This window comes from Sphingobium subterraneum (assembly GCF_014199435.1).
GTDB classification, from domain to species: domain Bacteria; phylum Pseudomonadota; class Alphaproteobacteria; order Sphingomonadales; family Sphingomonadaceae; genus Sphingobium; species Sphingobium subterraneum.
The window spans coordinates 520,319-544,332 of the sequence record NZ_JACIJP010000001.1 but is presented as its reverse complement, the minus strand read 5'-3'; the positions used below and the strand labels follow the sequence as shown (position 1 = coordinate 544,332).

At 60.5% G+C, this 24,014-nt stretch carries 22 protein-coding genes and 1 tRNA gene; 6 read left to right on the top strand and 17 right to left on the bottom strand.

What is annotated here, in order from left to right:
* Nucleotides 1–168: 168 nt before the first annotated feature.
* From FHS92_RS02675 to FHS92_RS02660, 4 genes are all read right to left on the bottom strand, one after another.
* On the bottom strand, nucleotides 169–549 hold the full coding sequence (locus FHS92_RS02675; RefSeq protein ID WP_184077260.1) for a MarR family winged helix-turn-helix transcriptional regulator: 381 nt from the start codon (nucleotides 547–549) through the stop codon (nucleotides 169–171).
* Nucleotides 550–555: 6 nt separating this feature from the next.
* A complete protein-coding gene (locus FHS92_RS02670) occupies nucleotides 556–1,521 on the bottom strand; it encodes a phytanoyl-CoA dioxygenase family protein (RefSeq protein WP_184077258.1) in 966 nt (321 codons plus the stop codon).
* On the bottom strand, nucleotides 1,518–2,150 hold the full coding sequence (locus FHS92_RS02665) for an acyl-homoserine-lactone synthase (RefSeq protein ID WP_184077256.1): 633 nt from the start codon (nucleotides 2,148–2,150) through the stop codon (nucleotides 1,518–1,520). The genes FHS92_RS02670 and FHS92_RS02665 overlap by 4 nt, the downstream gene beginning before the upstream one ends.
* A gap of 77 nt (nucleotides 2,151–2,227) precedes the next feature.
* Entirely contained in the window at nucleotides 2,228–2,977 is a 750-nt protein-coding gene (locus FHS92_RS02660) for an autoinducer binding domain-containing protein (RefSeq protein WP_221230861.1), read from the bottom strand.
* A 264-nt stretch (nucleotides 2,978–3,241) separates the two neighbouring features.
* Here FHS92_RS02660 and FHS92_RS02655 point away from each other — a divergent pair, with 264 nt between their 5' ends.
* The gene (locus tag FHS92_RS02655) at nucleotides 3,242–3,538 is read left to right on the top strand and encodes a type II toxin-antitoxin system TacA family antitoxin (RefSeq protein ID WP_184077252.1); all 297 of its coding nucleotides are present in this window, start codon (nucleotides 3,242–3,244) and stop codon (nucleotides 3,536–3,538) included.
* A gap of 8 nt (nucleotides 3,539–3,546) precedes the next feature.
* Nucleotides 3,547–4,077, top strand: coding sequence for a GNAT family N-acetyltransferase (locus FHS92_RS02650; protein ID WP_184077250.1), 531 nt, complete (start codon nucleotides 3,547–3,549; stop codon nucleotides 4,075–4,077).
* Nucleotides 4,078–4,102: 25 nt separating this feature from the next.
* Here the strand turns inward: FHS92_RS02650 and FHS92_RS02645 are convergent, their stop codons facing one another.
* Genes FHS92_RS02645 through FHS92_RS02625 form a run of 5 tightly spaced genes read right to left on the bottom strand, consistent with a single transcriptional unit; the run spans nucleotide 4,103 to nucleotide 11,149 of the window.
* Nucleotides 4,103–4,447 (bottom strand): autoinducer binding domain-containing protein, encoded by a 345-nt coding sequence (locus tag FHS92_RS02645; protein ID WP_184077248.1) that lies wholly within the window; start codon nucleotides 4,445–4,447, stop codon nucleotides 4,103–4,105.
* A 24-nt stretch (nucleotides 4,448–4,471) separates the two neighbouring features.
* Nucleotides 4,472–7,063, bottom strand: a complete 2,592-nt coding sequence (locus tag FHS92_RS02640; protein ID WP_184077246.1) for a molybdopterin-dependent oxidoreductase — start codon at nucleotides 7,061–7,063, stop codon at nucleotides 4,472–4,474.
* A gap of 26 nt (nucleotides 7,064–7,089) precedes the next feature.
* Nucleotides 7,090–7,431 (bottom strand): nitrite reductase small subunit NirD, encoded by a 342-nt coding sequence (nirD, locus tag FHS92_RS02635; protein ID WP_184077244.1) that lies wholly within the window; start codon nucleotides 7,429–7,431, stop codon nucleotides 7,090–7,092.
* Entirely contained in the window at nucleotides 7,431–9,926 is a 2,496-nt protein-coding gene (gene nirB, locus FHS92_RS02630) for a nitrite reductase large subunit NirB (protein ID WP_184077242.1), read from the bottom strand. The genes nirD and nirB overlap by 1 nt, the downstream gene beginning before the upstream one ends.
* Nucleotides 9,926–11,149: a nitrate/nitrite transporter gene (locus tag FHS92_RS02625; RefSeq protein ID WP_184077240.1), complete on the bottom strand. Its 1,224-nt coding sequence runs from the start codon at nucleotides 11,147–11,149 to the stop codon at nucleotides 9,926–9,928. The genes nirB and FHS92_RS02625 overlap by 1 nt, the downstream gene beginning before the upstream one ends.
* Nucleotides 11,150–11,270: 121 nt before the next feature.
* Here FHS92_RS02625 and FHS92_RS02620 point away from each other — a divergent pair, with 121 nt between their 5' ends.
* Nucleotides 11,271–12,974, top strand: coding sequence for a bifunctional protein-serine/threonine kinase/phosphatase (locus FHS92_RS02620; RefSeq protein WP_343056634.1), 1,704 nt, complete (start codon nucleotides 11,271–11,273; stop codon nucleotides 12,972–12,974).
* A gap of 967 nt (nucleotides 12,975–13,941) precedes the next feature.
* On the opposite strand, the gene FHS92_RS02615 is transcribed toward FHS92_RS02620, so the two are convergent.
* Complete coding sequence (locus FHS92_RS02615; protein ID WP_184077238.1) at nucleotides 13,942–14,184, bottom strand: hypothetical protein; 243 nt, start codon at nucleotides 14,182–14,184, stop codon at nucleotides 13,942–13,944.
* A 111-nt stretch (nucleotides 14,185–14,295) separates the two neighbouring features.
* On the opposite strand from FHS92_RS02615, the gene FHS92_RS02610 reads away from it, so the two are divergent.
* A complete protein-coding gene (locus tag FHS92_RS02610; RefSeq protein WP_184077236.1) occupies nucleotides 14,296–15,162 on the top strand; it encodes a helix-turn-helix domain-containing protein in 867 nt (288 codons plus the stop codon).
* Nucleotides 15,163–15,383: 221 nt separating this feature from the next.
* Here FHS92_RS02610 and FHS92_RS02605 read toward each other — a convergent pair.
* Nucleotides 15,384–15,459 (bottom strand) — tRNA-Thr (locus tag FHS92_RS02605).
* Between the two features lie 71 nt (nucleotides 15,460–15,530).
* Nucleotides 15,531–15,848: a glycine zipper 2TM domain-containing protein gene (locus FHS92_RS02600; RefSeq protein WP_184077234.1), complete on the bottom strand. Its 318-nt coding sequence runs from the start codon at nucleotides 15,846–15,848 to the stop codon at nucleotides 15,531–15,533.
* 200 nt (nucleotides 15,849–16,048) lie between these two features.
* Between FHS92_RS02600 and ahpC the strand changes: the two genes are divergently transcribed.
* Together ahpC and ahpF are read left to right on the top strand one after the other, a co-directional pair.
* Nucleotides 16,049–16,612: an alkyl hydroperoxide reductase subunit C gene (ahpC, locus tag FHS92_RS02595; RefSeq protein WP_184077232.1), complete on the top strand. Its 564-nt coding sequence runs from the start codon at nucleotides 16,049–16,051 to the stop codon at nucleotides 16,610–16,612.
* 150 nt (nucleotides 16,613–16,762) lie between these two features.
* Nucleotides 16,763–18,370 (top strand): alkyl hydroperoxide reductase subunit F, encoded by a 1,608-nt coding sequence (ahpF, locus tag FHS92_RS02590; protein WP_184077230.1) that lies wholly within the window; start codon nucleotides 16,763–16,765, stop codon nucleotides 18,368–18,370.
* Here ahpF and FHS92_RS02585 read toward each other — a convergent pair.
* The 5 genes from FHS92_RS02585 to FHS92_RS02565 are packed head-to-tail and all read right to left on the bottom strand — an operon-like array spanning nucleotide 18,310 to nucleotide 23,965.
* Nucleotides 18,310–19,623 (bottom strand): capsule biosynthesis protein, encoded by a 1,314-nt coding sequence (locus FHS92_RS02585; protein WP_184077228.1) that lies wholly within the window; start codon nucleotides 19,621–19,623, stop codon nucleotides 18,310–18,312. The two genes, ahpF and FHS92_RS02585, sit on opposite strands and share 61 nt — an antisense overlap.
* Nucleotides 19,620–21,299, bottom strand: a complete 1,680-nt coding sequence (locus FHS92_RS02580; RefSeq protein WP_246351744.1) for a capsular polysaccharide export protein, LipB/KpsS family — start codon at nucleotides 21,297–21,299, stop codon at nucleotides 19,620–19,622. Before FHS92_RS02580 ends, FHS92_RS02585 begins: the two co-directional genes overlap by 4 nt.
* The gene (gene kdsA, locus FHS92_RS02575) at nucleotides 21,296–22,129 is read right to left on the bottom strand and encodes a 3-deoxy-8-phosphooctulonate synthase (protein WP_184077226.1); all 834 of its coding nucleotides are present in this window, start codon (nucleotides 22,127–22,129) and stop codon (nucleotides 21,296–21,298) included. The genes FHS92_RS02580 and kdsA overlap by 4 nt, the downstream gene beginning before the upstream one ends.
* A gap of 3 nt (nucleotides 22,130–22,132) precedes the next feature.
* Entirely contained in the window at nucleotides 22,133–22,933 is an 801-nt protein-coding gene (locus FHS92_RS02570) for a 3-deoxy-manno-octulosonate cytidylyltransferase (protein WP_184077224.1), read from the bottom strand.
* 24 nt (nucleotides 22,934–22,957) lie between these two features.
* Entirely contained in the window at nucleotides 22,958–23,965 is a 1,008-nt protein-coding gene (locus tag FHS92_RS02565; protein ID WP_184077222.1) for a KpsF/GutQ family sugar-phosphate isomerase, read from the bottom strand.
* Nucleotides 23,966–24,014: the final 49 nt, after the last annotated feature.

The following is a 24,014-nucleotide window of genomic DNA, read 5'->3' as shown; positions in this document are numbered from 1 at the left end:
TTGCGGCATAGTGCTCGTGCGGCACGCTCTCTGGCTGACCTTGGTTTTGACATGGCGAAAGCAAGTTTATCATATTGCCCTGCCAGCTGCCAGCCAGTCGCAATCTTTGATGCGCCGGGCATGACAAGATCATCAATCCGCGATCAAGTGATGTAAATTCTCAGGTCTCTATAGTATGGATGGGGGCACTTTCGAGCATCGCTGCCACATCTGATCCATTAATCTGTCCATCTGGTTCATGGAGAAGCTGGTCAGCTCGATTCGATTCTGCCTACGATCCTTTTGCGGCGGTAATGACGTGACGAGGTCGCGGCGTTCCATCATTTCGAGCTTTCTGTACGCGGTAGAGGTAGGAACCTGTGCGGCTACTGTCACGGGCCAGCAGTAGAGCGGCTTGTCCTGCTGACGAGCCCGATAGAGATCGAGCAGCATGTCCCAGACCGGGCACGCGCAAATGTCTAAACCGAACAGAGATCCGACAAGTGTGCGTTCGAATATCAGCGTGTCGCAGATACTGGCCCTGTGTTCTCTGTCGCTGGGATCGCTCATTGAACGTCATCCGTCGTTGCGATAGAGCGAGTGGTCGGCGATGCCCGGTACTGACGGAATCGATCCTTGCGGCCCTGGCGCAATATCGCCGTTGCGATAGGCGGCGATCAGTGCCTCCTGTTCAGGGCGCAGCGTATCGATAGCTCCGGACTGGAGATTTGGCTCATCACCGAGCAAGGAAGAGGGGCATCTCCCTTCGAACGTGCCGAGATTGGGGCGATGCGCGCGGTATCCGGCCAGCGCCGCAAGTTCGGGCGGGAAGGTCCGTGCGAGCGCAGGCGGGTAAGCGAGCCACGGCAGTTCATAGGGCTTCAGCCATCCCAGAGCATAGCTGATAATCATGCCGCGCCGCGATGCGCTGGAAATATTGGCCCCGCCGCAATGCAGCGTCGACCCCAGAAAAAGCAGGGCGGCGCCGGGTTCCATCTCTGCGATGATCGCTTCGGCGGGGTCGATCAATATTTCGTCCTGCCGCCGATGGCTGCCGGGCCAGAGGATGGTGGCGCCGTTATCGCCGGTATAGGGGGCGAAGGGCCACATCACATTGACGAGATATTCGACATCTGGCGCCTTGATCGTCCACATATCCTGATCGCGGTGCGGTGGCTGGGCTTCGCTGCCGGGAAGGATTTCGATGGCCTGCGTCAGATTGAGTTGAATGCTGTCGCAATTGGGTCCGAGCACTACATCAAGGATATCAAGAACCAGCGGATGCAAAACAAACTCCGCCATCCGCGGACTCCGCGCCAGCAGGCGGTGAAAGCGCTTGGTGCCGCTGCCATAGAAGGGACCGATCGAGCGCGCTGTGGTTTCGAAATGCGGAGCGAAATCTGCCGCTAGCTCGGCAACATTCTCTGGCGGCATGATGTCCTTGATGATGCAGTAGCCGTCGCGCAGCAATGCCTCGGTTGCCTGAGCTCCGGGCGTTTTGATAGGCGCATTATCCTCTGAACGCAAAAAGGCCGACCTCATGCAGCATTCCTTTGCCCTTGCTGTTCCCGGACGAGGCGTGTTCGCTGATATGTTCCGGCATCACGCAGAAGGTTGGGCGTGCCGCCATGGATGTCGATCCTAAGGGCGCCGGTAAGCGTCCGACCGATAGTTTGCGGAAGTCCCAGAGGCATGCAGCCCCAACCCAAGGCGAGTATCTGGCTGAGCCAGCCCATATCGGCGATGCAGGTGTAACTGGTGATCCCGTGCAGCAGTGCAAAATCGACGGCGGCTGATGTCAGGGCATTGCGGATATGCAGACGTTCGCTGGCGCGCAGGCGCGGGGACAGGCAGCCGCGGCTGATTTCCCAGATGCCGGTGCCTGCAGGTGCCGCGCCATCACATAGCTGCGGAAATATGTCACCGAGGATATGCGGACCGCATGTCGGCAGGAGACGGATGGAACCAAGGTGTCCCTCGTCATCGTCAGTGGCAACGAGATAGATGGCCTGGGGGCCATCGAACTGATCGATCTCAAACTGGCCGCCTATGACCGGCACATCCCATTTGAGCAGATCGACGAAAATAGTCTTGCGATCACGATGCATGGCGTCGAACATCACATTGCTGCCCGGTGTACAGCACCCTTCGAATATATGAATGTCGATCATCCTGCCGCTCCCTGAAATTACGGCAGGGACATCTGCTGAAGTATCGTTGTGCCATACCCTTTAGTCAGAGGGTTGCATCAGCGGCGGAGCAGATCGGTGAAGGTGACGACGCCATCGAACAACGCACGAACGATCAGGTGGACGCGCTGGGCATTGCCATAAGCGCGCCGCACATGCTCGACATGCTCATGCGCGGTTGATGTCGCTATGCCCATCAGGGTACCGATCTCGCTGTCCGCCTTTCCTCGCCCCATCCAGATGAGCGCCTCATGTTGGCGCGATGTGAAGGTGGGAGTGGGCTCAGTGCCATATCTGCTCTTCCGCCGCACGATGCGCCGCGCTGCTTCGAAAGCAAATCCGCCGACGATATAGGCGGCAGGCAGTGAATCGTCGCGCAGTTGATCGAGTGAAGGTGCGCCAAAGGAACAGGTTCCAAGAAATTCTCCGGGAATATGGGCTGGAATCGTGCATCCCGTGGCAAGGCCGAATTTTGCGGCCGTTTCGAGAATCTGTTTCTGGCGATCCGACAGCTCAATCAACGATCCGACGTCATGCCAGAGAAATCCGACCAGCGATTTGGTACTGGCGGCGTGGATCGGGTCATCGGCAAAGAAGCCCTCTTCGACAATCTGCCCGATCCAGCTTTCATGATAATTGGTGAGCCGGACAATGCCCTCAGGTGGGATGGCCAGATCGACATGATGTCCCATGGCAAAATAGCGGAACCCAAGGTCATGCGTTGCCTGCTCCAGCGTCGCATGCAGCGACTCCATGTTGGTTGCTTTTGCGAACTCAGCGACGAAGTAATTGAAATCGAATTTGCGCACTATTCCTGCCCTCCACAATGCAACCCTGAAGTCTCCAGCAGCGGATCCTTCGTGCCCGGAAACAGTGGAATGGCTTTGCGTGTGAAAGGGAAGCGATGATTTTAGGATGTTGCCGAGGGCAAAAAGCACATAGCCCGCAAGGACGTGGCTGTTTAAATACCAGCCATGTCCTGGCTGCAATTGCATCTCGCGTCGAGGCCGATAAATCGTGTATTGTAAAATGCGCTACCATGTGGTATGAACTGCGTTCTGAGGAGAGTTACTATGGTACGCGCCACGTTACGAAAAGATCATCCGCTTTCGATGCGACTTCCCGACGCTGACATCGCGATCATTGACCGTGCGGCCAGCCTGCGTGGTCGTTCGCGGACGGAATTCATGCGTGATGCGGCGGTGCGAACAGCCGAAGAGGTGATTATGGAAAACACGATCATCCGCATGTCACCGGAAGGTTTTGAGGCATTTGTCGATCTTTTGAATCGTCCGGCCAGTCCCGTGCCCGAAATGGTTGCGCTACTTCGCCGGCCTGCGCCGTGGGAGAGCAAAGGCACGACAAAATAGTTTTCGATTTGACGCTGTCCGCCCCCGAACCGCTCTGCGAAGCGCATGATCTTTCGCAATTTTCGTGTGGCAAGCCGTCACTCGACAATTGGCTGCGAACCCGCGCGTTGTCGAACCAGCAGAAGGGCTTCACGGTCGTCATGGTTGTCCATGAGGCGGGCCGTGTGATCGGCTACTACGGTCTTGCGCTAACCGCTGTTGTCCCTGCCAGCCTTACTCGGGCAGTCCGCACGGGGCAGCCACCAGACCCGGTGCCTTGTTTGTTGCTTGGTCAGTTGGCGACGGATTTGAACTGGTTGGGCCAGGGCATCGGTACGGGATTGCTCAAGCACGCCTTGGTGCGCTGCGTCCAGGGCGCGACGCTCATCGGTGGGCGAGCGCTGATCGTCAATGCGGTTGACGATGAAGCGATGGCGTTCTGGCGCAGGCGCGGCTTTCTGCCATCGAAGGATGACCCGATGGTGCTGTCACGCTCCATTCTCGATATTGCGGCCTCGCTGGAACAGGTCGCTATGGGCGACAGTGCGCCACGACGGTGAGAATATCACATGGTCCATCCCGCAATTATGGATATTTATAGATAAGGATATAGGCAGAAGACAGCGAATTATCGCAGGGTCGGTCGTATGAGGGCTCACCAAAGCAACTGGTCCCAGGAAATTCTCCGGGGACATGGGCGGCAATCGCACACTCCGTCGCAAGGCCGAATTTGGAAGCCGTTTCGAGAATTTGTTTCTGACTGTTCGATAGATCGATCAGTGATCCGACAGCATGCCTGAGAAATCCGGCCGGTGATTTGGTGCTGGCGGCATAGATCGGGTCATCGCCAAAGAAGCCCTCTTCGACATTCTGCCCGATCCAGCTTTCATGATGATGGGTAATCTGAACGATGCCTTCGGGCGCTTGCAACTGGAGGAAATCACCGGTAGCCGGTCAAACAGCGACTGCAGCCGCCTTCCTTCGAATTTCCAATATCTTTGCGATGGCCGGTCGGCAGGAGCCGCAATTGGTGCCTGCGTTGAGGCATGCACCCACTTCCTCAACCGAGCCGAGCCCTTGGGCCTTGATGGCATCGCGGATAGTATATCCACCGACGTTAAAACATACGCAAATGACAGGTCCGCGGTCAGGCTGGGGTGTGGCAGAGCGACCTGCGAGTAAAGCGCTTGCACTTTCTGTGCTACGTCCTTGCAATTGTTCGATGATCCAGTCTCTGGGAGGAAGCGAGCCGGATCGGGTAAAATAAAATGCGGCGTTCAACTGCCCCTCGGTGCCTCGGACAACGATACGTCGCGTGCCGCGCGCACTGTCATGCGCTTCGATGCGGTCGCCCGAGGGGAGCAGAGCATCGACATCTATGCTGCCTGATCCTTCGAGTTCTATCAGCCAACCGCCATCTTGTTGGACAGCGGTCCAGTAGATATCCGAGGGCAGTGCGGGGCGCTGCGTACAGACAAGAAAGCCGCGCCAGTCGGAGGCGAATGGCTCCACCTGCGCCTTGCCGTTCTTGAATCCGGGCTGACCGCTGATCGGATCATTGTGTGGGCCAGGTAACAGGTTGGTGCGTCCATCGCTTGATGTCTGGTCGGTCCAGTGCATGGGCACGAAGATCTCGCCCCGCCGCTGGCCGTCAGAAACGCGCACCCGAAACAGCGATGTGCCATAGGGCGTTTGAACGCGCGCCAGAGCGGCGTCCTTGATCCCCTTAGCGGCGGCATCATCGGGGTGGATCTCTAGCAAGGGTTCGCGCCGGTGCTGCGAGAGTTTTGGAGAAAACCCCGTGCGGGTCATCGTGTGCCACTGGTCACGGTATCTGCCGGTGTTGAGCGCGAACGGATAGGCCGGATCAGCTTTTCGGGTTTGCGGCGGTGTGACGGCGATCAGCCTCGCCTTATGGTCGGGAGTGGTGAATTTCCAATCGGCGAAGGGCGAACTGCCGCCCCAGTATTTGGGTTCCAGTGCGTCATAGCCTGCCTTGTTCAGACCAACCCAGTCTGAAAGATCAAGCTTACGGGTGCCGTCGTTCTCAGATGCGGTCTGGCGGCAATATTCGTCGAACACTTCGGCGCTGTCAGCCCATGTGAAGGCGTGTTCATGACCCATGCGCCGGGCGACCTCTGCAATGATATCCCAGTCTGCGCGCGCTTCGCCAGCGGGAGGAAAAAGCGCACGCTGCCGGCTGATCATGCGCTCGCTGTTGGTAACGGTACCGTCCTTTTCGCTCCAGCCCAATGCCGGAAGCTTCACATGGGCAAAGGCAGTGGTATCCGTCTCGGCGATGCAGTCGGACACCACGACCATCGGGCAGCGCGCCATTGCCTCGCGCACAAAACCCGCATCGGGCATCGACACTGCCGGGTTGGTTGCCATCACCCAGAGGAACTTGATCTTGCCCTCATGGATCGCCCTGAACATGTCGACTGCCTTGAGGCCGGGGCCAGAGCACATGTTCGGCGCGTTCCAGAAATGCTGCGCGCGATCGCGTTCTTCTTCGGAAAACCCCATATGGCAGGCGAGCGTCGAAGCAAGGCCACCCACTTCGCGGCCGCCCATCGCATTGGGCTGGCCTGTAATACTGAACGGTCCCATGCCCGGCCTGCCGATGCGGCCAAGCCCAAGGTGCAGATTGATGATGGCATTGCCCTTGTCGGTACCGACCACGGACTGGTTCGCGCCTTGGGAGAAGAGGGTGATCATTCTGGGGTGCGCAGCGACCAGATCCGCAAGCGCGCCGAACATGGCCTCATCAATGCCCGCCAAGGCGGGGCTGATCGATAGGCTGCTCCAGAAACCGTCGGGCAGAGTAGCATGGGCATCCAGAAAATCCGCGTCGACGGCTTTACGCACCTGCATTTCGGCGAGCAGGCTGTTGAACAGGGCGACATCGCTATCGGGCGCGATTTGTATGAAAAGATCGGCTTGTTCTGCGGTTTCCGTGCGTCTGGGATCTATAACGACGATCTTTGCGCCGTGCGCTGCCCGTGCTGCTTCAATCCGCTGCCAGACCACCGGATGACACCATGCTGTATTTGAACCGACGAGGATGATGAGTTCGGCCTCGTCAAGATCGCTGTAGGAGCATGGCACGACATCCTCACCAAAGGCGCGGATATATGCGGCCACCGCGCTCGACATGCACAGGCGGCTATTGGTGTCGATATTGCCCGAGCCGATGAAGCCCTTCATCAGCTTGTTGGCGACATAATAGTCCTCGGTCAGCAACTGGCCGGAGACATAGAAGGCCACGCTGTCCGGACCATATTCGGCGACAGTGTCGGTGATGGATCGCGCGACAAGATTGAGCGCCGTGTCCCAGTCGGAGCGCTGATCGCCGATCTGGGGATGGAGAAGTCGCCCTTCAAGACCAATTGTCTCGCCAAGATGGGAACCTTTGGAACACAGGCGGCCCCGATTGGCGGGATGATCGGGGTCGCCCCTTATAGTGACGCCACGGTTTCCGGTAACGGTAGCGTCTATCCCGCAACCGACCCCGCAATAGGCGCATGTTGTCTTGATTATATTCACGCCGGTTCCCGTCACCTTCGCTTCCGTCACCGCTGGCCCTGCAAAGCTTCCTTGCGGGAGATGAAGATGCGGCCGCCCTCGACCTTGACCGGGATAACGGGCACGCAGCCCTTGTCCTCACCCAATGCCTCACCCGTGACGAGGCTGATGCTCCAGTTGTGCAGGGGGCAGGTGACGCTGGTGTCGTGCACGATCCCCTGACTGAGCGGGCCTTGGCGATGCGGGCATTTGTTGATCAGCGCATAGACATCGCCATTGGCGGTGTGAAAAATGGCGATTTCCTCGCCGCCCTGCACCGGCAGGGTGCGGGCTCCCATCACGGGAAGCTGATCGACCGGGCCGATGTCGAGCCATTCTGCGGTGACCATCAAGCTGCTCCTACGGTTACGAGATTGGGGGCGAAGGGACGAATTTCGGCGATATGCTGGTGCAATTCTTTCTCTTCCCCTGCAGCCCGCGCAGCCCAGGGGTCTTTCTGGAGGAAGCTCTGGGCATGATGGAAACGCGCCGTCAGGACGGCCCGCCCTTGCGCATCGTCCACGATGCGCTGCTTGACATAATCCAGGCCGACCCGCTCGATCCACGGCGCGGTGCGATCGAGATAGCGCGCTTCCTCGCGGTAAAGCTGGATGAAGGCGGCGCAATAGTCCAGCACCTGTTGTTCGGTCTCCACCGTGCAGAGCAGATCGGTGCCGCGCAGATGGATGCCGCCGTTGCCGCCGACCAGCAACTGATAACCGCTGTCGACGCAGATGATGCCGAAATCCTTGATTGTCGCCTCGGCGCAGTTGCGCGGGCAACCGGACACCGCAATCTTGAACTTGTGCGGCATCCAGGATCCCCAGGTCATCTGCTCGGTCTTGATGCCAAGGCCGGTTGAGTCCTGCGTGCCAAAGCGGCACCATTCGGAGCCGACGCAGGTTTTGACCGTGCGCAGCGCTTTGCCATAGGCATGGCCGGACACCATGCCTGCAGCATTGAGATCGGCCCAGATCGAAGGTAAATCCTCTTTCTTGATACCGAACAGGTCCAGCCGCTGTCCGCCCGTCACCTTGACGAGCCGCGCCTGATATTTGTCCGCCGCATCGGCAATGGCGCGCAGTTCGTTCGGCGTCGTCACGCCGCCCCACATGCGTGGCACGACGGAATAAGTGCCATCCTTCTGGATATTGGCGTGCATCCGTTCGTTGACGAACCGGCTCTGCGGATCTTCGATATGCTCGCCCGGCCATGCGCATAGCAAATAGTAATTAAGCGCGGGGCGGCAGGATGAGCAGCCATCGGGCGTATGCCAGCTGAGCGCTTGCATCACCGCCGGGATTTCCTTCAGCTCCTTTTCAAGGATCGCGGCGCGAACATCCTCATGGGTGAAGCTGGTGCATTTGCACATCGGCTTGCTGTCACGTTCGCCCGCGAATTCATCACCCAGAGCGAACGCCAGCAGGTTTTCGACCAACCCCGTGCACGAACCGCAGCTTGCTGACGCCTTACAGCCCGAACGGACGGCATCCAGCGTGTGCGCGCCGCCATCGATGCAGGCCATGACCGTGCCTTTGGAAACGCCGTTGCAACCGCAAATCTCCGCATCATCGGAAAGCGCTGCAACGGCGTCAATAGGGTTTGCGGAGGCGCCCCCGCCGGATGCGAACGCCTGGCCGAAGATCAGCGCATCACGGATATCTGCGATGTCGTCTTGCCTTTTCAGCAGGTCGAAATACCAGTTGCCGTCAGCTGTGTCGCCATAGAGCACCGCGCCGACTATCCTGTCCTGCTTCACGATCACGCGCTTGTAGATGCCGCGTGTGGCGTCACGCAGGACGATGTCTTCTGCACCCTCGCCACCCGAAAAATCACCTGCAGAAAACACATCGATACCGCTGACCTTGAGCTTGGTGGATGTCACCGAACCCCGATAGGGGTTGATCGTATCCACCAGCCCATCGGCAAGCGAACGGCACATGTCCCACAATGGCGCGACAAGGCCATAGACGTTGCCGTCATGCTCCACGCATTCACCCACGGCGAGCACGTTCGCGTCAGACGTCACCATATGATCATCGACCTGAATGCCGCGCCCAACTGCAAGGCCCGCTTCCTTGGCGAGAGTGGTGCTGGGTCGGATGCCCACGGCCATAACGACGATGGAGGCGGGGATCTCGCGCCCGTCCTTCAGGCGCACACCTTCGACCTTGCCATTGCCAACAATTTCGGCGGTGTCCGCCCCGGTCAGGATAACCTGACCCCTGCTTTCCAACTCATGCTTGAGCAGCCAGCCCGCCGCTTCATCAAGCTGCCGCTCCATCAACGTCGGCATCAGGTGAATGACCGTGACCTTCATGCCCTGCAAGCTCAACCCATGCGCCGCCTCCAGCCCCAGCAGGCCGCCGCCGATAACCACCGCGCTGCCCTGTTCACCATTCGGGCCGCCTGATTTGGCCGCAGCCAGCATCTTATCCACATCATCAAGATCGCGGAAAGTGACAACACCGGGCAAGTCTTTGCCGGGCACCGGGATGATGAACGGATCAGACCCAGTCGCTAACATCAGCTTGTCATAGCCAACGGTCGCACCGGATTTCGCGCTCACTGTCCTGCTCGCGCGATCGATCGCGACCACCGGATCGCCAGACACCAGCGTGATGCCGTTATCGGCATACCAGGCCGCATCGTTGATGATGATGTCCTCGAAAGACTTCTCACCCGCCAGAACGGGGGAAAGCATGATGCGGTTGTAGTTCACCCGCGGCTCCGCCCCAAAAATGGTGATGCGAAATTTGCCGGGATCGCGGGCAAGGATTTCCTCCACCGCGCGGCACCCGGCCATGCCGTTGCCGATGACGACAAGATGAGGTTTCCGGTTCATCAGATGCGCACTCCCTGAATGGCGGCGCCCCATGTGGTCCGCCAGCGTTTTTTGACTGAAGTAAGACCGGCGAGCGCGATGAGCGCCAGTCCGGCAAAGATGAGGAACCCGGCGGACGCACTGCCCGTCCACTGCTTGGCGAGGCCGAGCGAGGAGGCGAGGTAGAACCCGCCAACACCGCCGCCAAAGCCGACAAGGCCAGTCATCACGCCAATTTCATGACGGAAGCGCTGCGGCACCAGCTGAAACACCGCACCATTGCCAACGCCAAGTGTTCCCATAACCAGGAAGAACAGCGGGAATTTGATAGCAAAGCTGATCGGCGTGAAGCTGATGGCGACGAGCAGTGCGGCGGCAGCGATATAGACATAGGACAGCGTCCTGATGCCGCCGATCCTGTCGGCAAGGGCGCCACCAAACGGACGGACCATCGATCCTGCAAACACACAGGCCGCCGTCGAATAGCCCGCATGGATCGGGGTCATATCCAGCTCGCTGGTGAACCAGATAGGGAGCGAACCGGACAATCCGACAAAACCGCCAAAGGTAACGCCGTAGAACAGGATGAACCACCACGCGTCCCCTTCGCCGAGCATGCGAAGATAGCCCTTCACATATTCGGATGTCGTTTTGGCGGGCGGCTGATGCGGGCTGTCCTTTACGAAGATCATGTAGAGAACAAAGACGATAACGAGCGGAATGAGCGCGAGGCCGAGCACATTATTCCAGCCAAAAGCTTTGGCGAGCAGCGGCGCGAAAAGCGCGGCGAACACGGTGCCCGAATTGCCCATTCCGGCAATGCCCATCGCCTTGCCCTGATGCTGCGGCGGATACCAGCGCGACGCGAGCGGGAGTGCCACCGCAAAAGCCGCGCCCGCAAAGCCGAGTATTACGCCTACCGCTATCACGCCCTGAAGGCTGTGAATGCCGAAGAACCATGCGGCGAAGAGACCCGCGATAACAACGAGCTGGCCGAACGCGCCCGTGATTTTTTGCCCGATCCTGTCGACAAGGAAACCGTTGACGAGACGGAGGATCGCACCAGCCAGCGTCGGCACGGCAACTATAAACCCTTTTTCGGCAGGGCTCAGGCCCATATCCTTGGCGATGATCGGCGCCAATGGTCCCAGCATGTTCCAGACCATGAAGGCGATGTCGAAATAAAGAAAGGCCATGATCAGGGTGGGTCTATGCCCCGATTGCCAGAAGGGTTTGTCGGTCATGCTGCGAGGCTCCTTATCAGGGTTTGGCTGCCAGGTTTTTGGGCGATCGATCGAAATATGCTTGACGAACATGCTCGCCGTCCGGTCCTCTCGTGCGTGTGCACATGAGAGGGGGTCGGGCGTGAAACCGGACGGGCGTTTGTTGGTGGCGGGAGGCTATGCCTCTGAACAAGGCGTAAGGCCCGATAATCAGGACTTTGTCGGCATCTACGCCGCCACCGAAAGCGAGCGTATCCGGCATGGCATGATTGCTGCGCTGGCCGATGGTGTCAGCGGCGGCATTGGTGGCGATCACCGGGGCGGCCGCATCGCTTCGGAACTGGCGGTGCGCGCTCTGGTGGATGGGCTGTATACCCAGCCCGACACGATCGGAACGCCTGCTGCTGTGCAACGTGTGATGGCGCCGTTCAACCGTTGGCTTGCCGCCATGGGGCGAACCGATACGATGGCGCATGCTGCCAGCACTTTTACCAGTTTGGTTCTGAAAGGGCGCAAGGGCCATGTGCTGCATGTCGGTGACAGCCGCGCCTGGCATTTTCGCGATGGCCATCTGACATTGCTGACCGATGACCACACCCGCTCTCACCCCGATCAGAATCACATCCTTTACCGCGCGCTTGGCATCGAGGAGCGGTTGCGGCTCGATCATCACGAAGTCTCCCTCGCCGAGCATGACCGGCTGTTGCTCACCAGCGATGGCGTGCACGGCAGCCTGTCGGCCAAACGTCTGGAAAAGCTGCTTGGCGCGCGCAATTCCGCCGACGCGGATGCCGCTTCGATTGTCGAGGCGGCGCTGGGCGCGGGCAGTCAGGACAATGCGAGCGCCATCATACTCGACATCATCGGCCTGCCTGCTGCTGACCATGACAGTGTAGCGGGCGACATCGCCAGCCTGCCGATCCTCGATCCGCCGGGGGAAGGCGACAGCATCGATGGTTTCCACCTCAAGACGATGCTCTCCGACGGGCGTTATACCCGGCTTTTTCGCGGCATTGATCCTGCGAGCGGTCAGGATGTCGTCATCAAGTTTCCCAAGCCTGCATTGCTCTCCGAAAGTGGCGCTCGCCTTGCCTTTGCGCGCGAAATTCTGGTGGGCAGCCGCGTATCCAGCCCGTTTGTCGGCGGTGTTGTCGCGGTCCCGCGTGAGCGACAGACCCGGCTCTATGGCGTCCAGCCCTTTTATGAAGGCGAAACGCTCGAAGCGCGCCTCTCCCGCCCGCTTGGCCTTGCCGAGGGACTGGCCATGGCGATCAAGCTGACCCGCGCAGTGGCGGCGCTCCACCGTCTCGACATCATTCACCGCGATATCAAGCCGGACAATGTCATCCTGCTCCCTGATGGCGGGTTGAAGCTCATTGATCTGGGGGTTGCCCGCCTTCCGCGCGTGGATGAGTTCGCGACCAGCGAAATCCCCGGCACGCCCAGCTATCTTGCACCCGAAATGTTCGCTGGAAATCTGGGGGATGAAGGCACGGACCAGTTCGCGCTGGGGGTAACCTTGTGGCGCATGTTCGCCAAAGCCTATCCTTATGGCGAGATCGAAGCCTTCAGTCGTCCGCGCTTTCGGACACTCGAAGCACCGAGCAAGACGCGGACCGAACTGCCTGCATGGCTCGATTCGGCGCTGATGCGCGCTGTGGCGATCGACCCGGCAGAGCGTTTCGGCGATGCGATCGAACTTCTGCGCGCGCTGGAAGGCGGCGCAGCGGTTGCCCGTGTGGAGCAGCGTTTCGTGCCGCTGATCGAGCGCAACCCCGCACGCTTCTGGCAACTGGTATCGCTTATGCTCGCTATCGCGTTGGTGGCGTCGCTCATTCACAAATAGCCGCATACCGCCAGGTTTTGCCTGCCGAGATGCTGGACTGAATGTAGAGAGTGCCGCCATTTTCCTCGTTCAAATCTCGATCACAGAATACAAAAAACCGCCAGGCCTGGAGTCACTCCAGACCGGCGGCGCCGTTGCCCCCGAATTATCAATGTATTTCTTATACCAATCCTGACAGCACGCCCTTGTGCCGCCCGAATATATGCCCAAGGACGCCATTGCCCTTCACCAGTGCTCAATGTCGGGAAGATTTGACTTATGCAACCTTATTTTTGCGATGCACAAAGCAAGGGCAGAGTAGGAAGGGGTGCCTGAAAATCAGGCATGCTGATTGATACCTCAGCGGTGCGCTGAGTATTGCACTTGACCCTGAGAAGCCGTCAGGCTGAAAAAAAAGTCCGGCAGGATTGCCCTGCCGGGCCTAAGGAGAAGGTTTCCTAAACCATATGGCCGAAGATTCCTTCGGGTCGCGTGGCGCGTATTAGGTACCGCGATGCACAATCACTTGTATGGAATGGACATTATGGAATTTGGTTTTGCATTCCGCGTTACTAAACGGCGGTGTTCGATACGGTTTGGATGACGCCGGTTTGTTGCGCTCAAAGCGCGGGGGGGACTGCCCTTGGGAAGGTGAAACCACTCGTAAAACAGTCCGCGAACCGACATCATCGAACTCTGGATTTGGGAAAGGCGGCAGGGATTTTCAAACCACCCGAAATATCAACCGCCGGTTAGCCCAACTGGTCGAACAATGGCGGGTTATTCGTGGAAAGCGGCGATGCAGGGACAAGACTCACCTCGCCATGCGGATTTGAGGGCAACTTTCCCGCCGGTGTGCGGCATGGAACATGGCTGTGGGGCGTCAGGCCCATGCCGCACAATCGAAACGCTATGAGATCATGGTTAACGAATGCTTGTGGGCGGACCATGCCCAGCCAGATTATCTGCCGTCCTGCAGCGGGACATGCTACTTCACGTCCTCGATTTTGCCTTTGATACAGCGGGGCAGGCGCTCCGAGTGTTCTGCTTGTGCGATGTCCCTGAGGCGCAGCGCGTGTTGGATTTCATCGACCACGCGCTGCATCGCTTGTCGTCCAAACATGGCGATCATCTCGCCAGCCCGGACTTCGAGCGAATGTTCGTCGATACCTGACGGCTCCCCACAGCCATCGTGTTCCATCCCACCCACGTTTTGGTAACGTTCGTCCATTACCTCAGCTCCCCACGATCTTAAGCTTGGAACGTCACCGCAACGCTTGCGCTGGCCGCATACAGCAATATATGAAACATAACAGCAATTATTTGCTCTTTGGAAACACGTTTGAACGCAACGCCCCATTTCACCCTCGATCAGGAAAACAAGCCTGTTGCATCGGTCAACCGGCCATCGCGCAGTTGGCGCGGGTTCACCGTCGAGCATGTCGTGGTGGAGGGCACGAAGCCCGTGGATTATACTTGGTCGGGCGAGACGCATTATCTCGCGCTGCATGATGTCGTGCTCGACGAGGGTGTAACCATAATGGACGGGCAGAAGGCGGATACGACCCGCGATCTGCGCGATACCATCTCTTTCCTGCCCAGCGGCTGTGGGATCGAGGGTTGGTCAAAGCCCGCTGATCGCGCAAATTCCTATACGGCGCTGTATTTCGATCCGGCTGTTCTGCATGACGATCTGGAACTGCGCTATCGCGGCGCTTCCCTGCAACCGATCCCCTATGCAAGGGACGGGTCACTCCAGCAGAGCATGTGCAAATTGCGCGGGATGATTACCGATCCCTATGCCGAGAATATCTATGCGGAGAGCGCGTGCATCATGGTGGCCATCGAAGCGCTGGGGCTAAAGGCTGTGCAAGCGCCCGGTGTGCTGAGCAATCGCCAGATCAACGCCGTGCGCGATTATATCGCTGCCCATCTGACCAGCGACATCAGCCTGTCAGATATGGCGTCGGCAGCACAACTCAGCCGCTATCATTTTGGGCGCGCATTCAAGGCGACGACCGGCCAGTCACCCTACGCCTATGTGATGGCGCGCCGGGTCGAGCGCGCCGCAGAGTTGCTCGCATCCAGTGATTTGTCGATCGAGGCTGTGGCATCGCTCGCGGGCTTCGCAAATGCAGCGAAGTTGAGGCGCTATTTCTGTCATGCCAAGGGTGTAACGCCCGTCGCGTTTCGTCGAGGGCTGGGTTAGCTCGTCTTAGCTGATGAACACCGCATTGTCAGGGTCGCAATGTCCCGACGATCCTCAAGGGAAAAATTTATTCGTCTGGTTCCTTAAGCTGGGCAACAAACTGGGCAACATCCATTTTGAGGCACTCACCGAGTGAGTCAAATTGTTGCCCAGTTTGTTGCCCAGTTGGGATTTTCACCCCTCGGCCAACACCCTGAAGTCAACTAAGTCATTGAAAACACTGGTGCCGGCTACAGGATTCGAACCCGTGGCCCCCTGATTACAAATCAGGTGCTCTACCAACTGAGCTAAGCCGGCGTGTCACGCCTCCATGGATGAGTGAAGGCGTGACGTCCAGACTGTTTGTGCGGTTTTAGACTAGAAGCGCATCAGCGGCAGCGCCTATTGCTGCCGCCCCGGTCGATTTCCCGGCCAAGCAGGCCGCCAGCGGCAGCGCCTAGCAGCGTGCCAGCGGCGCGGTCACCGCTCGTGTCGATGGTGCGGCCGAGGAGAGCGCCACCCACCGCACCCACAACGAGTCCGGTCGTGCCATCCGATTTGCGGCAATAGGTTCGGCCATCCCGGCCACGCCATTCGCGGTAGCGATATTCCCGGTCACGGCGCGCTTCGGCGCCCGGCGCTGATACGAGCAGGGCGGGCGGCGTTAACAAGCTCATGGCAATCATGGCGGTCATAAGGGGGCGCATAAAAACTCCTGTGGTCGTGAAGAATGTCCGGGAAACGCACGATAAATATCGTGGGTTGCATGAACGCAGCACAACAACAGCGGGCCCAACATCGATTGATCGATTTAATTGATCAATGTGGACCATAAAAGCAATTTTACCAATGGCGCTGGGGGCGGTATGAGGCTCGGGTCACATGGACAAACAAATGGAGAATTTTCATGGCCGTCTTCGATACCGAGATTAAACCGTTCAAAGCCACGGCTTTCAAGGAAGGCAAGTTCGTCGACGTCACCGAGGCGGACGTGAAGGGCAAATACGGCATCTTCTTTTTCTACCCGGCCGATTTCACCTTCGTGTGTCCCACCGAACTGGAAGACCTTGCCGATTTATATGGCGAGTTCCAGAAGCTGGGCGTCGAGATTTATGCCGTTTCGACCGATACGCACTTCAGCCACAAGGCCTGGCACGACACTTCGCCGGCGATCAGCAAGATCAGCTACTACATGCTGGGCGACCAGAACCATGTGCTGGCGAACAACTTCGACGTGCTGCGCCCCGGTGTAGGCCTCGCCGATCGCGCGACCTTCGTGACCGATCCGCAGGGCGTGATCCAGCTCGTGGAAATCACGCCGGAGGGTGTGGGTCGCAACGCGGCTGAGCTTCTGCGCAAGGTGAAGGCCCTGCAATATTGGCAGACGCATCCGGGCGAAGTTTGCCCGGCCAAGTGGGAAGAAGGCGCAAAGACGCTGGCTCCCTCGCTGGATCTCGTCGGCAAGATCTAAACGAATTTTATCGTCGGCGCGCTCTTCGGCGCGCGCCGCCCGTAACAGAACGCTGCCTGCCGTTTCCGGCGCTGCGTACCCCCTTCGTAGCCGGGGGACGGCAGGCGGCACTTTGCGCCCTGTCGGGTCGCACCCACAAGGAGAAGCATCATGTTGGAACCGGCACTCAAGGAACAACTCCGCGCCTATCTGACCAACATCACCCAGCCGATCGAATTGATCGCGTCGCTCGATGAGTCCCCCGCATCGGCTGAGCTCGCCGGGCTGCTGGAAGATATCGTGTCGCTGACGGACAAGGTGAGCCTGCTGCGCACCGGCGACGATGCGCGCAAGCCGTCTTTCGAGATTCGCCGCACGGGTGCGCCCATCGCCGTGCGCTTTGCGGGCATTCCGCTGGGGCATGAATTCACCTCGCTCGTGCTGGCGCTGCTCCAAGTAGGCGGGCATCCGTCCAAGGCGTCGCAGGATGTGATCGCGCAGATCAAGAATCTCGACGGCGATTATGCGTTCGAGACCTACTTCTCGCTCTCCTGCCAGAACTGCCCGGACGTGGTGCAGGCGCTTAACTTGATGAGCGTGCTCAACCCGCGCATCACGCATGTCGCCATCGATGGCGCGCTGTTTCAGGATGAGTTGAACGAGCGCAAGGTCATGGCGGTGCCATCCGTGTTCCTCAACGGCGAGCCTTTCGCGCAAGGTCGCATGGAGCTCGAACAGATTGTCGCGAAGATCGACACCGGGGCAGAGGCGCGCGTCGCCGAACAGATCAAGGGCAAGGCGCCGTTCGACGTGCTTGTCATCGGTGGCGGCCCGGCAGGCGCGGCAGCGGCAATCTATGCCGCGCGCAAGGGCATCCGGACCGGCATCGCCGCGGAGCGTTTCGGCGGGCAGGTGCTCGACACCATGGGGATCGAGAACTTCATCTCGGTCAGCCATACCGAAGGTCCGAAGCTCGCCTCCGCGCTCGAAGCGCATGTGAAGGAATATGACGTGGACGTCATGAACCTGCAGCGCGCGAAGCGGCTGGTGCCAGCCTCAACTCCCGGCGGGTTGATCGGGGTCGAACTGGAAAACGGCGCGACGCTCTCCGCGCGCTCCGTGATCCTGTCGACCGGTGCGCGCTGGCGGCAGATGAATGTGCCGGGCGAGGACGAATACCGCAATCACGGTGTCGCCTATTGCCCCCATTGCGATGGCCCGTTGTATAAGGGCAAGCGTGTGGCGGTGATCGGCGGCGGCAACAGCGGAGTCGAAGCGGCGATCGACCTTGCCGGTATCGTGGCGCATGTCACGCTGATCGAGTTCGATACCCAGCTGCGTGCGGACGCCGTGTTGCAGCGCAAGCTCAATAGCCTGCCGAACGTTGCTGTGGTGACGTCCGCGCTCACGACGCGGGTCGATGGGGATGGCGAGAAGGTGACCGGCCTGCGCTACCGCGATCGTACCACCGAGGAAGAGCATGAAGTCATCCTCGACGGTATCTTCGTGCAGATCGGGCTGGTGCCCAACACGGAATGGTTGTCCGACAGCGTCGCGCTTTCCGCACGCGGTGAAATCGAGGTCGACGCGCGTGGAGCGACATTGGTTCCTGGCGTGTTTGCCGCCGGTGACGCGACGACGGTGCCGTACAAGCAGATCGTCATCGCGATGGGCGAAGGGTCCAAAGCCGCGCTGTCGGCCTTCGACTACCTGATCCGTCAGGAACCGGTGACGACCGAGGTAACCGGCGAAGCGCCGACCACGGCCGCGGCGGCCTGAGCGTCGAGGGTCCGTTCCAGCTGCTCCTGCGGGGGCAGATGGGCCGGATCCTCAAACAGGCGGGAAAGCGTGGAGTCGATCAGGGTTCGCGTCGCCGACTCGCTGGCGATGCCGCCGACGACAAGGCACCGGTTTTCCAGCACCTTGCGGAAGGCTTCGTAGATGGCCGGTACGGGCTTCTGGGGCGCGCGCCAGTATTCGTCCAGCACCCCCTGATGCGTGATGCCGGGCACATCGTAGATCGCCGTGCCCATCACGAACACCGGCACTCCCGCTGCGAGGCCCAGCGTCCCCGACGTGCTGTTGACTGTGACCATTCCGCGGCTGTTTTCCGACAGCTCGGTCAGATCGCCCCCAGCAATATGGATGACCCGATCGCCAATGCCAAGCTGCGCGGCCTGATGGTGTAGGAAACTCCGCCAGCTGCGAATTTCGCAATCGAGGGGATGTTCCTTGATAACGAGCGAGGTATCCGCCGGAGCATAGGCGGCGAAGCTTTCCATGACGTAGATGGCCGCATCGCGCATTGTGTTGAACGGCGAATGCGTGCGGATCTGGTAATCGGAACCCAATTGGAGCGGGAACAGGAAATAGGGCTCGCGCGCAATCCGTTCGAGTTTTGCTTCGGCTTCCTTGCGGCGCCACCGTTCGCGCGCGAATTTTACGATCCAGCCGATGCCTTCCAGTGCCAGCGATCCCGGCCGGTGCGGCCGGTTGAACGGGAACTGCCAGCGGTTGAACCATACCGCGAGATAGTAACGCAGCGAATCCCGAACACGGCGATTGAAGCTCGCCGTGATCGGCTCCGGTTCGTTGGGCGGCGGGAGGGCCTCGGCCTCGCGCAGAAACCACTCGGGATCGCGCGACAGGGTCGAATGGCCGTTCACGCCGTCCGGCTCCATCGTCATCCAGTGCGGGCGGATATAGCCTTCCTCAAACACGTGAATGTTGATGTTGCGCAGCTTGGCCATGCCGTGCGCGGTCAGGTGCATCGGGCGGCAGTCGCCGAACAGCAGGATGTCAGTAATACCGTGCTTGCGCACATAGGCATCGAAATAGCGCGGCCAGCGCGACGGGCGGCCGCGGTAGTTGGCAGCCTTGCCCGGCCAGTCCAGCCGGTCCCCGCCATTGAGGTTGATGCGATGAACAGGGTGCCCGCGCTTCTCCAGTTCCTGCCCCAACAGCCAGAAGAATGGCCCCGGCGGCCCCTGGAGAAACAGGAACTTCCGCTTGACGGGTGCGTAGGCTTTCATGCGGCCGACCCCACCCGGAACAGCGCGCGGCGCAAATTTCCCTGCACCTTGCGGAATGTCACCACAGCCTTGTTCTCCCTGCGTACCCCAGCCACCAGCCGCGCGATCAGGATTTCGGGCGGGCAGGGCAGGCCCGTTACCGGATCCAGATAGCTCGGATACAACAACAATGTCACCGCGACCAGCGTGTCGAGATCAATGGAGCGCCCGCGACGGTCCGGGATGGAGCCAAGATCGCGCGTCAGGCCCCATCCTGCATAGAAGGGCGTGCCGTGGGTCGTGACTTCCTTGCCGCGCAACAACGCCTCGAACCCGGCGAGCGAGGTCAGCACGTGAACGCCGTCAACCATGTCGAGCAGCGCGCCGATCGGCTGGTCGGTCACGACGGCATCGGCATGGGCAAGCGCGTCGGCTTCCACCACATGACCGACGCGGTGGCCGGACAGCACGTCGGGATGCGGCTTGTAGAGGATGTAGGCATCCGGTTCGTGCGCGCGTGCGCGGCGGATGAGATCGAGGTTGCCGCGCACATCGCCGCCGCCCAGCAGCACAGACCGGTCGTCCTCGACCTGGCCGGGGACGAGAATATGGCGCCGATCGCCGCCCGGCCGGGGCAGGGGCTCTGCGTCGCCTACCTCATATTTGCTGATCCCGCTTTCGATAATCAGCGCACGCAGTTCGCGGGCGCGGGCGCGCAGCTCAGCGTCGATCTCGACCGTTGCCAGCATCTGTTCGAGCCGGTTCGGGCGGCTGGGGTCGAAATGCGCGCCCAGAGGATCGACGACGATGGACAGCGGCGGGACGCAATCCGCGCCCAGTCCGACGGAACGGATGAAGCCATCCTCCACCTCGTAAAGCGGATGACCCGACTTTTCGCACATGTCGAGGAAGGGGGCGGGGACGCGTGCCTTCCACAGCGCGATGGCATCGGTGGCGCCCAGTTTGCCAAGGGCACTATCCTGTGCCGGAAGAAAGGGGACAGCGCCGTCCCCACCATCCCAAAGCAATGCTTCGACCGTATCCTGCTTCCACGCGCCGAAGCCAAAGGCTCCCCGGATGGGGCGGTTCGCGTCGATCAATTTGCGCCAGTGCCGCAGCGTGGCGATGCTGTCGAGCAACGAGCAGGGCGCTCCGGTAAACGGATCGCGCCAGTCCCAATGGGTCAGGAGCACATCCTCGATCACCCGGAGCAGTGCATCGTCGCTGCTGTTGAGACTCGCAAAGGGCCCGTCGCCGACAATCCGGACCCGCTTGCCCGCAAGCGCTGCGATCAGCGCCAGATCGTCGTTCGCGTCGACCAGAACGTCTTGCGCATGTTCGACCATATGCCACGGATCGCAAGGCCCGGTCAGGATCTCGACATCCTGGGGGGCGTCCGCAGTGGCCGTGTCGAGCCACAGCAGAATTGGCCTGACGTCCCGGTCTGCAGTCGCCAGAAGTGCTTCTGCCCGCAGGAGATCGGGAGCGCGGACCAGACGATAGTCCTGACGCGCACAAGGGGGCTGCGCCCCCCAGAAGGTTCCGCCGACGCGACTGTCTCGCAGCGCGGCGACGAACTGCGCCGCCTCGCCCGGTGCAGGCTTGCCTGATCCGGACACCGCCAGCGGAGGCAACGCCCGCGCTCCGGGAAAGGGCGGAACATGCAGCAGGGGGGGTATGGATGCCACGGCCATCATCGCGTCGCCAGCGGCAGGGCGTGCAGCGTCGCGAGGTCGGAGAGCAGCATCTCCATCCGGTCGAGCGGCCAGCTGTTGGGACCATCCGATAGTGCTGCATCGGGATCGGGGTGCGTTTCGATGAACACGCCCGCGACTCCCGCCGCGACCGCCGCGCGGGCGAGCAGGGGCACCTGCGTCCGGTCGCCGCCGGAGCGGTCGCCGAGCGCGCCGGGTTGCTGCACGCTGTGGGTCGCATCGAAGATTACCGGGCAACCGGTCTGCGCCATGATGCCGAGCGAGCGCATATCCACCACCAGCGTGTTGTACCCGAAACTGCTGCCCCGCTCGGTAAGCAGGATGGCAGGGTCGGCATGACCGGCCTGCACAGCGGCGCGCTGCGCCTTGGCAACGACCTGCGCCATGTCCTGCGGGGCCATAAACTGCGCTTTCTTGATGTTGACGGGCTTGCCCGTGGCCGCCGCCGCTTCGATCAGGTCCGTCTGGCGCGCCAGAAAAGCCGGGGTCTGGAGCACATCGACCACATCACCCGCGGCGCGCGCCTGCTCGGGCGTGTGGATGTCGGTCAGCACCGGCAGCCCGGTTTCGGCGCGCACTTTTTCGAGGATGCGGAGGCCTTCGTCGATCCCAGGGCCCCGGAACGATGTGGACGAACTGCGGTTCGCCTTGTCGAAGCTGCTCTTGAAGATGATGCTGACGGGCAGACGTTTGCCAATGTCCTTCAACCGCTCGGCAACCGCGAGGCTCATCGCTTCGCTTTCGATCACGCAGGGACCGGCGATGACCAGCAATGGCGCTTCGGGAGTGAGGGCATATCCGGCGACGATCATCGGCTATTCCAACCCGCGTTGCTGCAGGATCGCTTCGATCGGCGCGACGTCACTGGGGTTGTTAAGTTCGATCGTATCCCAGTCCGGCGCGTCGGCCTGCACCACATGTACCTTAATGCCCGCGCCAAGGAAACGCAGTTGTTCCAGACCTTCGACCTGCTCCAGAAAGCTGGGCGGGAGGGCGGCGTAGGTGGCGAGTGCGGAGCGCCGATAGGCATAGAGGCCAAGGTGCATAAGCACCTTACCGCAATCCCGCTCTGCCCGGTCTTCGGGGAGGAATGGCAACACCCGCTTGGAGAAATAGAGCGCGTTGCCCGTTTCGTCGCACACCGCTGTGGTGCCGCCGCTGCGCCCGGCCGCCTGATCCGCAACAAGGTGACGGTAGGCGCTGGGCGAGCAGCGCACCGCAACGGTTGCGCACACGCACTGCGGGTCAGCCTGCATATGGGCGATCAGCGCTTCGACGAGCGGCGCGGGTGTGAGCAGCGCATCGCCCTGGAAATTGACGATTATGTCGGCGTCCTGAGGAAGCTGTGGCGCTGCGGCGGCGATCCTTTCCGTCCCGTTGGCGCAGCTATCCGGGGTCATGATCACCTGCGCGCCGAAATCCCGTGCAGCCTGTGCGATGCGATCATCGTCCGTGGCGATGTACACGTGATCGGCGCCTCGAACGGTCGAGGCCGCCTCATGGCTCCGCTGGATCAGCGACTTGGCGTTTCCACCGGCTCCGCGCAGCATGACAAGCGGTTTTGCCGGATAGCGGGTCGATGCATAACGGGCGGGAATGACGATCGCGACACTCATCGGGCGAACCACGCAAACGAAATGTCAGCCACCCGTTGCCATGTCGTGAATATGGATCAGGCCAACGGGTTTGCGCGGATCGGAACCATCCATCACGAACATGACGGTGATCTTGGCTGCGTTGAGGAGACCAAGGGCGTCCTCGATGGACGTTCCGCTCGGGATGGTGATCGGGTCCCGGTTCATCACGTCCCGCGCGGTCGCGATCATCACATGATCGAAGGACCGCCGCACATCTCCATCGGTGATGATCCCGACGAGATGCCCCGCATCGTTGACGACGCCCGCGACACCCTTGCCCGCCGATGTCATTTCCAGCACGACGTCGCGCATCCGCGTGTCTTCGCGGACCAGCGGCAGAGGGAAATCGGCACGGATCAGGTGATCGACCGGCAGCATACGCCAGCCGATGTCTCCACCAGGGTGCCACTGCATCACATCCGTGCGGGACACGCCGCGCAGTTCCATCGCCGCGACCGCCAGCGCATCGCCCAGCGCCAGCATCATGGTTGTCGATGTCGTCGGCGCGATCTTGACGAGGCACGCCTCCGCCACCGGCGGCAGCAACAGGTTGACCGTCGATCCGCGGGTCAGCGGCGTGTCCGCCTGCGAGGCCACGGTGATGATCGGGATGGATAGCGCTGCGGCGTGCGCAAAGATCGGCGTCAGCTCCCGAGTCTTGCCGGAATTGGAAAAAACGAGCAGGCTGTCGCTGGCCTTGAGCATGCCAAGATCACCATGCGACGCCTCAGCGGGATGAACGAAAAAGGACGGCGTACCCGTGGCCGACAAAGTCGCCGCCACCTTGCGGGCGATATGCCCGGATTTGCCGATGCCGGAGATGATGACGCGGCCGCGCGTGGCGATGAGGATGCGGACCGCTTCCTCGAAACTGTCGTCCAGCGCATGAAGCAGCTGGCGCAGACCTTCCATTTCCTGCTGAATAACCGAACGGGCGGTGGCGATGCCCGAGTACCCGGCTTGCTCGTTTTCGCTGGCGAAAATCGAGGGACCTTCCGGAAATGCATTCATTATATTCTCCGACGATGCGCCCTGTTGGACTGTCTATCGCGCCCCTTTA

Coding starts and splice junctions, on each gene's coding strand:
- nirB (WP_184077242.1), bottom strand. CDS start 9,926: ATGAACCGGAAACCTCATCTTGTCGTCATCGGCAACGGCATGGCCGGG.
- ahpC (WP_184077232.1), top strand. CDS start 16,049: ATGGCCGTCTTCGATACCGAGATTAAACCGTTCAAAGCCACGGCTTTC.
- kdsA (WP_184077226.1), bottom strand. CDS start 22,129: ATGATCGTCGCCGGATATGCCCTCACTCCCGAAGCGCCATTGCTGGTC.
- FHS92_RS02615 (WP_184077238.1), bottom strand. CDS start 14,184: ATGGACGAACGTTACCAAAACGTGGGTGGGATGGAACACGATGGCTGT.
- FHS92_RS02570 (WP_184077224.1), bottom strand. CDS start 22,933: ATGAGTGTCGCGATCGTCATTCCCGCCCGTTATGCATCGACCCGCTAT.
- FHS92_RS02625 (WP_184077240.1), bottom strand. CDS start 11,149: ATGACCGACAAACCCTTCTGGCAATCGGGGCATAGACCCACCCTGATC.
- FHS92_RS02580 (WP_246351744.1), bottom strand. CDS start 21,299: ATGATGGCCGTGGCATCCATACCCCCCCTGCTGCATGTTCCGCCCTTT.
- FHS92_RS02655 (WP_184077252.1), top strand. CDS start 3,242: ATGGTACGCGCCACGTTACGAAAAGATCATCCGCTTTCGATGCGACTT.
- ahpF (WP_184077230.1), top strand. CDS start 16,763: ATGTTGGAACCGGCACTCAAGGAACAACTCCGCGCCTATCTGACCAAC.
- FHS92_RS02565 (WP_184077222.1), bottom strand. CDS start 23,965: ATGAATGCATTTCCGGAAGGTCCCTCGATTTTCGCCAGCGAAAACGAG.
- FHS92_RS02670 (WP_184077258.1), bottom strand. CDS start 1,521: ATGAGGTCGGCCTTTTTGCGTTCAGAGGATAATGCGCCTATCAAAACG.
- FHS92_RS02600 (WP_184077234.1), bottom strand. CDS start 15,848: ATGCGCCCCCTTATGACCGCCATGATTGCCATGAGCTTGTTAACGCCG.
- FHS92_RS02585 (WP_184077228.1), bottom strand. CDS start 19,623: ATGAAAGCCTACGCACCCGTCAAGCGGAAGTTCCTGTTTCTCCAGGGG.
- FHS92_RS02675 (WP_184077260.1), bottom strand. CDS start 549: ATGAGCGATCCCAGCGACAGAGAACACAGGGCCAGTATCTGCGACACG.
- FHS92_RS02665 (WP_184077256.1), bottom strand. CDS start 2,150: ATGATCGACATTCATATATTCGAAGGGTGCTGTACACCGGGCAGCAAT.
- nirD (WP_184077244.1), bottom strand. CDS start 7,431: ATGGTCACCGCAGAATGGCTCGACATCGGCCCGGTCGATCAGCTTCCC.